The following is a 10,576-nucleotide window of genomic DNA, read 5'->3' as shown; positions in this document are numbered from 1 at the left end:
GCGCGAGATGTGCACCGCGTAGCCGGTCTTGATGACGTTGATGATTTTCTTGGTGTCGCCGTCGATCAGCGCCACCTCGCCCGCATCACGCAGCGTGGTGCTGAAGATGTTGCTGATGTTGTAGTTGTTCATCTTTTTCTTGGGCCGCTGCTCTGGCGGTACGACCACCTTCCAGGTCGCTTTCATCTGCTCGAGTCCGAATTCGGGCGGCATCGGCGGCTCGTGCTGGATGTACCGGGCCATGATGTCGACCTCTTTGTCACTCAGCTCGCCGGAAGTACCCCAGTTGGGCATGCCCGCCGGTGACCCGTAGTTGATGAACACTTTCAAGTAGTCGGTGCCCTTACCGACCGTGATGTCTGGCGTCAGCGGCTTGCCCGTAGCGCCTTTGCGCAGCACGCCATGGCAGCCAGCGCAGCGCTCGAAGTAAATCTTGCGGCCGATTTCGAATTCGGCTTGCGTCATCGGCGGCGCTTTGGGGTTGATGCTTTGCACCATGGGCTCGCCGCCAACCGGCGAACTGCCGGCCTGGTAGTTGGCTTCGGGTTGCGTGACGTTCTTCTTCGCGTCCTGGGCCCCAACGCCCCCTACAACAAGCAGGGAAGCCATCGCAATCGAGGACAGGATGATCTTGGTAGGTCTCATGGGTACTCTCTCCGTGTGGCTCGGCATGAAATATGGTCATGCCCTTGCGTGGCAAAGACCCGCTCGCCAGGTAGCCGTCCAACACCGTGTCGCGAGCTGACCGCATCGTCCGCCGCGGCCGCCGCACTGTCCTTAAACTAGAACAAGGACGCAGCGCGGCCGGCCCTAAACAATGCGTGAAAGCAGCAGATACCCGATGACGGAGCCCCCATGAACCTGATCGACCTGAGTCAATTGATGTACCCAGCACGCCGCGTCAACCAGGCTACACCGGCGCTTGGCACGGTCACGCTGCTCGGCGCCGGACCAGGTGACCCCGAACTTCTGACGGTCAAGGCGTTCAAGGCCCTGCAGGGGGCGAAGCTCGCGCTGTACGACCACCTGGTCAGTCCGGGGGTTTTGGATCTGCTGCCGCCGCAAGCCGAATGCATCTATGTGGGCAAGGAGTCGTCGCGCCACACCCTGCCGCAGGAAGAGATCATCGAACTGATGTTGCGCTTGGCGCGCAGCGGCCGCTCGCTGTTGCGCATCAAGGGCGGCGATGGCTACATCTTCGGCCGTGGCGGTGAGGAAGCGCAAGCCCTGGCGGCCGAGGGCATCCCCTTCACCGTCATCCCAGGCCTGACCGCAGCGCAAGGCGCTGCGGCGTCGATCGGTATCCCACTGACGCATCGTGACCATGCCGCGTCCCTGGTACTCGCTACCGGTCACCTGCGAAACGGCAAGGGTCTCGACATGGACTGGGCCATGCTCGCGCGCCCCCGGCAGACGGTGGTTCTCTACATGGGCGTGAACAACCTGCCTGAGATCTGCCGCCAGCTCATGGCCCATGGCATGCCCGGCGATACGCCGGCCGCGCTGGTGGAGAAGGCCACACTGCCGGAAGAGCGCTGCATCACCGGCACCATCGCCGAACTGCCCGCACTTGCCTTGAGCCACCAAATACGTCCCCCAGCGCTGGTCATGATCGGCGGTGTGGTGACTGTGCGCACACAGCTCAAGCCAGCGTATGCCGCGGATCCGGATGCCAAACCAGCGGCGGAACTCCACTCGATCGCCTCGTAGCCAAGACACCGCCGAATCAGTTCCCGCGATGGGCGCCCGGCCGCGGTAACTGATTCAGCGTCGCCCTGAGCGACCCCATGAACCTTCGCCCACAGACCATCGGCACGAATATTGCTGCTGCAGCATGAAATCGATCCTGTCCTTCCTGATCGACGCCAAGCGCTGCGAGATCGCCGAGCTCAAGCGGCTGGCGCAAACCTCTGGGCTGGTCGATGGTATCGGCGGCCTCGTGCATGCGCTGCAGCGCGAGCGGGGGCTGTCCAATCTCTACCTCGCCTCGGGCGGCAGCCGCTCCCTTGAAGCACTGATGGCGCAACACCGGCTCACCGATCAGCTGGTTCAGTTATCCGCGCAGACCTTCGAGGGGCTGGACGTCGAGGCGCATCCGGCCGCACACGGGGCGCGGCTGTTTGCACGGGTCGCCTTGGCAGCGCAGGGGCTGTCCGTGCTCGATGCTCTGCGCCAGCGGGTACTGGCCTGTGCAGAGAACACCGTCCGCACCTCTGCAGCTTACGCGCGGCTCATTGATGCCCTGCTCGCGGTCGTCTTCGAAGCGGCAGACAGCGCGGCGGATCCGGCCATCTCCCGGCTGCTGGTGGCTTTGTTCAATTTTTCCCAAGGCAAGGAACTCGCCGGGCAGGAGCGTGCCGCCGGGTCGGCCCTGTTCGCCGCTGGCCAGGCGCAGGCCGAGGCCCAGCAGCGGCTCATGCGGCTGATCGACTCGCAGGAGCGGTGCTTTCTGGTGTTCGCTGAGTTTTCCGGCGAGTCGCTGCGCGCCCGCTGGCGCGACCTGCAGGCCGTCGAAGGCGTCGCCAAGCTCGAGCACCTGCGCCGCGTGCTGCTCAGTACGCCGCCCGCACAGCCCCTCGACGTCGAAGCCAGCCAGAGCTGGTTTGACGCCTGCACGCAACGGCTCGACGCGATGCGCGGCATCGAAGTCGAACTCACGGCCGAGCTGCAAGCGCGGTGCCGGGAACGGCTGCGCGCTGCGAACGACGACCTGCGCGGCCTGCAGACCCGGCTCGCGCGCGGCGAGGCCAGCCTGGGCGCAGACGCGTTCGAATTCTTTGCCGATACCGTCGGCGGCTCTGTGCCCCCCGTCCAAGCCAGCGCGGGCGCCGTCGGACCCCAGCTCGAGCGCTCGGTCCACGAACTCGTCCACGCACAGGCCCAGCAGTTGCAGGCAATGAGCGCCGAACTCGAAGCGGTGCGGGCAAGCCTGCAGGAACGCAAGCTCATCGAACGCGCCAAAGGCGTGTTGATGGCCCACCGACAGCTCAGCGAGGAAGACGCCCACAGCACCCTGCGACGCCTGGCGATGGACCAGGGTAAGCGCTTGGTGGAGGTCGCAGAAGCGCTGTTGGCCATGGCGCCCATGCTTCCGACTGAGCCCCGCTGACCGAGCTGCTGCAACGCACAAAAAACGCGCCGACCGAAAGAGCACGCACACAACGGCGCGCCGGCAAACCCGTTGTAGGGCATGCACCACCCACCCGCTGAGCCAGGAGGGCCTGCCCGGCCGCCGAAAGCGGCGCATAGCGGCCGAGGAGCCTCACGGCGCAGAAGGGGTGTCGCCGCCGCAGCCCCAGGCCAACCCCGTTACGGGCATACTTTCGGCCTTCTGCACCGCACGAAGCCGCGCCCTGTATCGGCCGCGGCGCCGCCCCAAATCCAACCGTGTTCTCCATGTCTTCGACCCCTTCCTTCCCCTCGCGCTTGGCCCGGCTGGGTGCCCTGCTGACGCTCGGCGTTGCGGCGCTCTTGTCCGGGTGTGGCGGTGCCGAAAAACCGGGCAATGGGCCCGCAGCCCAAGGTCCGGGCGGCAAGCCCCCGCCCACGGTGGGCGTGCTGACGGTTCAGCCTGGTCCCGTCACGCTCGTGAATGAGCTGCCCGGGCGGCTCGAGGCCACGCGTGTGGCGCAGGTGCGTGCGCGGGTCGCCGGCATCGTGCTCAAGCGGCGTTTCGCCGAGGGCTCGGTGGTTCAAGCGGGGCAAGTCTTGTTCGAAATCGACCCCGCACCCTACACGGCGGCGCTCGCCAGTGCCGAAGCGACGCTCGCGCGCGCCGCGGCCAACGCCATGCAAGCCGACGCGCTGGTGGAGCGCTACCGGCCGCTGGCAGCCGCCCAGGCCATCAGTCAGCAAGAATGGACAGCCGCACAAGCCGCGCAAAAGCAAGCGGCGGCGGACATCGCCGCTGCACGGGCCGCGGTGCAGAGCGCGCGCATCAACCTCGGCTACACGCGGGTGACGGCGCCGATCGCTGGGCGCACCGGTCGCGCGCAGGTGACCGAAGGCGCGCTGGTCGGCCAGGGCGACGCGACGCCGCTGGTGACCATCCAGCAAACCGACCCGATTTATGTGAACTTCACGCAATCGGCCGCCGAGGTGATGAAGCTGCGCCGGGCCTTCGACGCCGGGCAGCTCCAGCCGGCGCCCGGTGGGGCCGCGCGCGTGGCGCTGGTGCTCGAAGACGGCAGCGTTTACGCGAAGCCTGGGCGCTTGCTGTTTTCCGACCTCACCGTGGACCCCGCAACCGGGCAGATCGGCTTGCGCGCCGAAGTTCCCAACCCCAAGGGCGAACTTCCGCCCGGCCTCTATGTGCGGGTGCGCATCGAGCAGGCCTTGGCGCCGAATGCGGTCCTCGTGCCCCAGCAGGCCGTCACGCGCTCCGCGCAGGGAGACACCGCGGTCGTGCTGGATGCCCAGGGGGTGCCGCAACCGCGGCGGCTGCGGATCGACGGCCAGCGGGAGGGGCGCTGGATCGTGGTCGATGGGCTGGCAGCCGGGGACCGCGTCGTGGTCGAAGGGCTGCAAAAACTCGCCATGCTGCCGCCGGGCACGCCCGTCAAAGCCGTGCCCTGGGCGCCGCAAGCGCCGGGAGCGGCTGCGGCAGCAGCATCTGGCGCGAGCGCAGCTTCGCCCGCTGCATCGGCTGCCGTGAGCAAGACCCACTGACGGCAGGGGACAGCGATGGCGCGTTTTTTCATCGACCGGCCGATTTTTGCCTGGGTGATCGCCCTCTTCGTGATGGGCTTTGGTGTGCTCGCGTTGCTGCGGCTGCCGATTGCGCAGTACCCGCCGGTGGCGCCGCCCTCGATCATCGTGGCGGTCAGCTATCCGGGCGCGTCCGCGCAGACGCTGGAAGACAGCGTGCTCTCGGTGATCGAGCGCGAAATGAATGGCTCGCCCGGGCTGATCTACATGGAATCCAACGCGCAGGCCGACGGCTCGGGCAGCATCACGCTGAGCTTCGATCCCGGCACCAACGCCGACCTCGCCCAGGTGGATGTGCAGAACCGGCTCGCGCGCGCCACGCCGCGGCTGCCCGCCGCCGTGACCCAGCAAGGCGTGCGCGTGGACAAGGCCCGCAGCAACTTTTTGCTGTTCACCATTCTGACCTCGGATGACCCCGCGTGGGATCCGATTGCCTTGGGCGACTATGCCTCGCGCTCGGTGCTGCCGGAGATCCAGCGGGTGCCGGGAGTCGGACAGGCCCGTTTGTTTGGGACCGAGCGCGCCATGCGCATCTGGTTCGACCCGGCGAAGCTGCAGGGCTACAACCTCTCCGCGTCCGACGTGGTGGCCGCCATCCGCGCCCAGAATGCGCAGGTTTCGGGCGGCGAAGTGGGCGGTCTGCCCCATTTGGCGGGCCAGGGCTTGACCGCCACCGTCATCGTCGACGGCCAACTCAAGACCGTGGAGGAATTCGGCGCGATCGTGCTGCGCGCCAACACCGACGGCTCGACGGTGCGGCTGCGCGACGTGGCCCGCATCGAACTGGGTGCGCAAAGCTACGGCACGGCGGCACGGCTCAATGGCAAGCCTTCGACCGGCATCGGGGTTCAGCTCTCGCCCACGGGTAACGCGCTGGCCACCGCCCAAGCGATCCGCGCCCGGCTGACCGAGCTCGAGCCTTACTTTCCGCGCGGCATGCGCTGGGCGATTCCCTACGACACCTCGGTGTTCGTGCGCACCTCCATCCTGCAGGTGGCCGAAACACTGGTCGAGGCGGTGGTGTTGGTCTTTTTCGTGATGTATCTGTTCCTGCAAAACTGGCGCTACACCCTGATCCCGACCATCGTCGTTCCCGCTGCCCTGCTCGGCACGTTTGCGGTGCTGCTGGCGATGGGCTATTCGATCAATGTGCTGACCATGTTCGGCATGGTGTTGGTGATCGGCATCGTGGTCGACGATGCGATCGTGGTGGTCGAGAACGTCGAGCGCATCATGAGCGAGGAAGGTCTCGCGCCGCTCGAAGCCACGCGCAAGGCGATGGGACAGATTTCGGGCGCGATCGTGGGTGTGACGGTGGTGCTGATCTCGGTGTTCGTGCCGCTCGCGTTTTTCAGTGGCTCGATCGGCAACATTTACCGGCAGTTCGCAGTCGTCATGGGCGTGGCCATCGGCTTTTCGGCGTTTTTTGCGCTCTCGCTCACGCCCGCCTTGTGCGCAAGCCTGCTCAAACCCGTCGCACGGGGCCACCACCTGGCACGCGGCGGCCTGTTTGGCCGGTTCAATCGCGGCTTTGCCCAGACGGCCCAGCGCTACGAAGCGACCGTGGCGCGCATCCTGCCGCGGGCCGGACGGTTCCTGTGGGTCTACCTGGCCATCGGCATCGCGGCCGCCCTGCTCTACCAGCGGCTGCCCAAGTCCTTCCTGCCCGCCGAAGACCAGGGCAACCTGATCGTCAACATCCAACTGCCGCCGGGGGCGACCCGCGAACGCACCCAGGGGGCGCTGGAGCAGGTCGAACGCTACATGCTGCAGCAGCCCGAGGTGGCGGGCATGGTCGGGGTGCTGGGGTTTAGCTTTTCGGGCTCGGGCCAGAACGCGGCACTGGCCTTCGTGACGCTCAAAGACTGGGCCGAGCGCAAGGGCGCGGAGCACTCCGCCCAGGCGGTGGCGCAACGGGCATTCGGCGGTTTGGCGCCCATTCGCGACGCCAGCATCTTTGCGCTGAGTCCACCGCCCATCCGGGAACTGGGCAACTCCTCGGGCTTTAGCCTGCGGCTGCAGGACCGAGCGGGGCTCGGCCACGAGGCGCTGCTGGCGGCGCGCAACCAGTTTCTGGGCCTCGCCGCCCGCAGCCCCTTGCTGGCCCAGGTCCGCCCCGATGGTCTCGAGGATGCGCCGCAGCTGCAGGTGGAGATCGACCGCGAGCGGGCGGCGGCGATGGGGATCGGGTTCGACGCGATCAACACCGCGATCTCGGCGGCGCTCGGCTCGGCCTACGTGAACGATTTCCCCAACGCAGGCCGGGTGCAGCGGGTCGTGGTGCAAGCCGACGCGCCCGCACGGATGCAGGCCGAGGACATCCTGCGGCTGACCGTGACCAACGCCCGTGGCCAAAGCGTGCCGTTTTCGAGCTTTGCGAGCACCCGCTGGATCCAAGGCCCGGTGCAAACCACGCGCTACAACGGCTACCCGGCCATGGGCATCAGCGGCAGCGCCGCAGCGGGCTACAGCAGCGGCGATGCCCTGGCCGAAGTCGAGCGGCTCGTGGCTCAGCTGCCGCCCGGCATCGGCTTGGAATGGACCGGAACCTCGCGGGAGGAAAAGCTGGCCGGTTCCCAGGCGCTCGTGCTCTACGCGTTCTCGATCCTGGCGGTGTTTCTCTGTCTGGCGGCGCTCTACGAGAGTTGGAGCATTCCGCTGGCGGTCATCCTCGTCGTGCCCCTCGGCGTGCTCGGGTTGCTGGCCGCGACGCTGGCCCGCGGCTACGCCAACGATGTGTATTTCCAAATCGGCCTCGTGACCATCATCGGCCTGGCGGCAAAGAACGCGATTTTGATCATCGAATTCGCCAAAGACCTGCAGGCGCAAGGCCGCGATGTGGCCAGCGCCGCGCTGGCCGCTGCCCACCTGCGCTTTCGGCCAATTTTGATGACCTCGCTGGCCTTCACGCTGGGCGTGCTGCCGCTGGCCGTGGCTTCCGGGGCGGGCTCGGCGAGCCAGCGCGCCATCGGAACCGGCGTTCTCGGCGGCATCTTGACGGGCACGGTGCTCGCGGTGTTTTTCGTGCCGATCTTCTTCGTCGTCGTCCGACGACGCTTCCAGGACAGTGCCCGGCAGCAGGCCATCCATGCCGCCCAAGCCGCCGCCCTCGGCGTGCCTGTCTCGGACGAAACCGCCCGCCCTGGAGGGATGGCATGAAGCTGCGCTGCGTTCCCGCCGCCTGCCCACTGCTCGCGCTCGCGCTCACGCTCACGCTGGGTGCTTGTGCGCCGACCACCCCATACACGCGCCCGCCCGCGCCGGTTGCCGCGTCGTGGGCCGCCGGTGCTGCACCTGAGGCTCAGGCCGCCGAGGGCAATCGCCCGCACGTGCCCACGCTCGCAGTGGGGCGCCCTTACGCGCACGAGCCGGCGCTGCAGCACTTGATCACGCGCGCGCTGGCGCACAACCGCGACCTGCGCGTGGCGGCGCTCAACGTCGAGCAGGTTCGGGCCGCCTACGGCCTGCGCCGCGCGGACCGCTTGCCCACGATCAACCTGGCGGCGACCGGCCAGCGACAACCCTCGAGCAACGGCAGCGGGGCGATCAACAGCGTCTACACCACGGGGTTGGCGCTTGCCAGCTGGGAACTCGACTTCTTCGGCCGCGTCGCCGCGCTGTCGGACGCCGCCTATGCCCAATACCAAGCCGGCGTCGAGGCGCAACGTGCGGCCCAGCTGAGCCTGGTGGCTGCGGTGACGAGCAGCTGGCTTGCGCTGCAGACCGATGACGCCTTGCTGGCCGTCGCCCGCGAGACGCTCGGGGCGCGGCTCTCGACGCTCGAACTGGTGCGACTGCGCTTCGAGCACGGCGCCGCCTCCGAAATCGACTGGCGCAGCGCCCAGACATTGGTCGAAGCGGCGCGGGTCAACCTCGCGCAGCAAGAGCGCGCGCTCGCGCTCGACCGCCACGCGCTCGAGCTGCTGATCGGCGAGCCGCTCGGGGACGCGCCGCTGGGCCTGAGCGAACGCAGCGACGCGGGCGATGCCGCGCTGCCGCTGCCCGCACATCTGTCGTCGGACCTGCTGCTGCGCCGGCCCGACATCCTGGCCGCGGAGCAGCAGCTGCGCGCCGCGCACGCGAACCTCGACGCCGCCCGAGCCGCTTTTTTTCCGCGCATCACCCTCACCGCCAGCGCAGGCACGGTCAGCAACGCGCTGGCGAATCTGTTTCAGGCGGGCAGCTGGGGCTGGAGCCTCGCACCCCAGGCCTTGTTGCCGATCTTCGATGCGGGACGCAACGAGGCCAACCTCGAAGCCGCCGAGGCCGCGCGCGGCGTTGCTCTCGCGCAGTATGAAAAAGCCATTCAGACCGCGTTTCGCGAGGTTGCCGACGCCCTGACCGCGCGCCAAACACTCGCCGACCAGCTGCGCGCGGCCGAGGCCCAGTTGCAGGCGCAAACCGCGCTCGCCCGCCTGGTGCAGGCGCGCTTCCAGGCCGGCGTGGCCAGCCAGCTCGAAGCGCTCGACGCGCAGCGCGCGCTGCTCGCGGCGCAACAGCAGCTCGAGCAGACCCGCGGCGCCTGGCGGCAAAGCCACGTGGCCCTCTACAAGGCGCTCGGTGGCGAAGCGGTGCTTGGAACGCGCGCACCATGACGCCAGCGCGTGAGTCTGTGGCAGCCTTCGACGCCGTCGTCATCGGCGCGGGTGCGGCGGGTCTGTTCTGCGCCGCGGTGGCCGGGCAGCGCGGGCTGCGCGTGCTGCTGCTCGACCACAGCGAGCGGGTCGCCGAGAAGATCCGCATCTCCGGCGGCGGACGCTGCAACTTCACCAACCGCTTGCTCGACCCGCGCTCTCCCCAGCAGCATTTCGTGGGTGCCAACCCGGCTTTTGCGCGCTCGGCCCTGGCGCGCTACACGCCACAGCACTTCATCGCGCTCGTCGAGCGCCATGGAATCGCCTACCACGAGAAGCACAAAGGGCAGCTCTTCTGCGACCGCTCGGCCGAGGACATCATCGCCATGCTGCTCGCGGAATGCGCCGCCGGGGGCGTTGCCCGATGGCAGCCCTGCAGCGTCAAAAATATCGAGTTTTTGGCCGAACGCCGGCGTGAAATGGGCGAGTATCGCTATCAATTACAGAGCACCCGGGGGCCGATTCAAACCCACTCGGTCGTCGTCGCGACCGGTGGCTTGTCGGTGCCCAAGATCGGCGCGAGCGATTTCGGCTGGCGCGTGGCCCAGCAGTTTGGCCTGCGTACCGTCGAGCCCCGGCCCGGCCTCGTGCCGCTGAGCTTCGACCCCGAGGCCTGGGCGCCTTGGGCCGAACTGGCGGGCTTGTCCTTGCCGGTCGAAATTTCCACGGGTCAGGGACGCGCCCGCCAGCGCTTCGAGGAAGACCTGCTGTTCACCCACCGGGGCCTCTCGGGACCGGCCGTGCTGCAGATCTCGAGCTATTGGCAGCCCGGCACGCCCATTTCGATCGACCTCGCGCCCGGCGTCGACCTGCCGCGCCTGCTGCTCGAGGCCAAGACCCGCTCGAAAAAGCGCATCGCCAACGAACTCGCCGCCTCTGTACCCGCGCGCCTGGCTGACACCTGGGTCGCGCGCGACCCCGCCTGGCAGCGGCCGATCGCCGAAGCCAGCGATCGTGCGCTGCGCTCGCTCGGCGAGGCGCTCAAGCACTGGGAGCTCACCCCCACGGGCACCGAGGGCTGGCGCAAAGCCGAAGTCACGCTGGGCGGCGTGGACACCCGCGACCTCTCGCAGCAAACCCTCGAATCCCGCCAGCCGGGGCTGTATTTCATCGGCGAGACAGTGGACATCGCCGGCTGGCTCGGGGGTTACAACTTCCAATGGGCCTGGGCCAGCGCGCATGCCTGTGCAAGCGCGCTCGAGCCGATATAATCTCGTGTTTTGCCGGCATCGCCC

The 10,576-nt window shown here is 68.0% G+C and carries 7 protein-coding genes; 6 read left to right on the top strand and 1 reads right to left on the bottom strand.

Annotated elements, in window-relative coordinates; all coding sequences use genetic code 11:
* The coding region (locus JHC36_RS01545) for a c-type cytochrome (protein ID WP_503006747.1) at nucleotides 1-645 on the bottom strand (645 nt) is incomplete at its 3' end.
* A 237-nt stretch (nucleotides 646-882) separates the two neighbouring features.
* Between JHC36_RS01545 and cobA the strand changes: the two genes are divergently transcribed.
* The 6 genes from cobA to JHC36_RS01515 all read left to right on the top strand — a co-directional run bounded on the left by cobA (nucleotide 883) and on the right by JHC36_RS01515 (nucleotide 10,552).
* Nucleotides 883-1,710, top strand: a complete 828-nt coding sequence (gene cobA, locus JHC36_RS01540; protein ID WP_503006750.1) for a uroporphyrinogen-III C-methyltransferase — start codon at nucleotides 883-885, stop codon at nucleotides 1,708-1,710.
* A gap of 124 nt (nucleotides 1,711-1,834) precedes the next feature.
* Nucleotides 1,835-3,109 (top strand): nitrate regulatory protein, encoded by a 1,275-nt coding sequence (locus JHC36_RS01535; RefSeq protein ID WP_287914978.1) that lies wholly within the window; start codon nucleotides 1,835-1,837, stop codon nucleotides 3,107-3,109.
* Between the two features lie 287 nt (nucleotides 3,110-3,396).
* Nucleotides 3,397-4,668 carry an efflux RND transporter periplasmic adaptor subunit gene (locus JHC36_RS01530; protein ID WP_287914977.1) on the top strand — a complete coding sequence of 424 codons (1,272 nt, stop codon included), beginning with the start codon at nucleotides 3,397-3,399 and terminating at the stop codon, nucleotides 4,666-4,668.
* Nucleotides 4,669-4,683: 15 nt separating this feature from the next.
* On the top strand, nucleotides 4,684-7,866 hold the full coding sequence (locus JHC36_RS01525) for an efflux RND transporter permease subunit (protein ID WP_287914976.1): 3,183 nt from the start codon (nucleotides 4,684-4,686) through the stop codon (nucleotides 7,864-7,866).
* A complete protein-coding gene (locus JHC36_RS01520) occupies nucleotides 7,863-9,302 on the top strand; it encodes an efflux transporter outer membrane subunit (RefSeq protein ID WP_287914975.1) in 1,440 nt (479 codons plus the stop codon). The genes JHC36_RS01525 and JHC36_RS01520 overlap by 4 nt, the downstream gene beginning before the upstream one ends.
* Entirely contained in the window at nucleotides 9,299-10,552 is a 1,254-nt protein-coding gene (locus JHC36_RS01515; RefSeq protein WP_287914972.1) for a BaiN/RdsA family NAD(P)/FAD-dependent oxidoreductase, read from the top strand. The genes JHC36_RS01520 and JHC36_RS01515 overlap by 4 nt, the downstream gene beginning before the upstream one ends.
* Nucleotides 10,553-10,576: the final 24 nt, after the last annotated feature.

It is taken from the genome of Tibeticola sp., assembly GCF_022759015.1.
Taxonomy (GTDB): Bacteria; Pseudomonadota; Gammaproteobacteria; order Burkholderiales; family Burkholderiaceae_C; genus Tibeticola; species Tibeticola sediminis.
The sequence above is the reverse complement of the archived record's forward strand: the minus strand, read 5'-3'. Positions and strand labels throughout refer to the sequence as shown.

Coding starts and splice junctions, on each gene's coding strand:
- cobA (WP_503006750.1), top strand. CDS start 883: ATGTACCCAGCACGCCGCGTCAACCAGGCTACACCGGCGCTTGGCACG.
- JHC36_RS01520 (WP_287914975.1), top strand. CDS start 7,863: ATGAAGCTGCGCTGCGTTCCCGCCGCCTGCCCACTGCTCGCGCTCGCG.
- JHC36_RS01525 (WP_287914976.1), top strand. CDS start 4,684: ATGGCGCGTTTTTTCATCGACCGGCCGATTTTTGCCTGGGTGATCGCC.
- JHC36_RS01515 (WP_287914972.1), top strand. CDS start 9,299: ATGACGCCAGCGCGTGAGTCTGTGGCAGCCTTCGACGCCGTCGTCATC.
- JHC36_RS01530 (WP_287914977.1), top strand. CDS start 3,397: ATGTCTTCGACCCCTTCCTTCCCCTCGCGCTTGGCCCGGCTGGGTGCC.
- JHC36_RS01535 (WP_287914978.1), top strand. CDS start 1,835: ATGAAATCGATCCTGTCCTTCCTGATCGACGCCAAGCGCTGCGAGATC.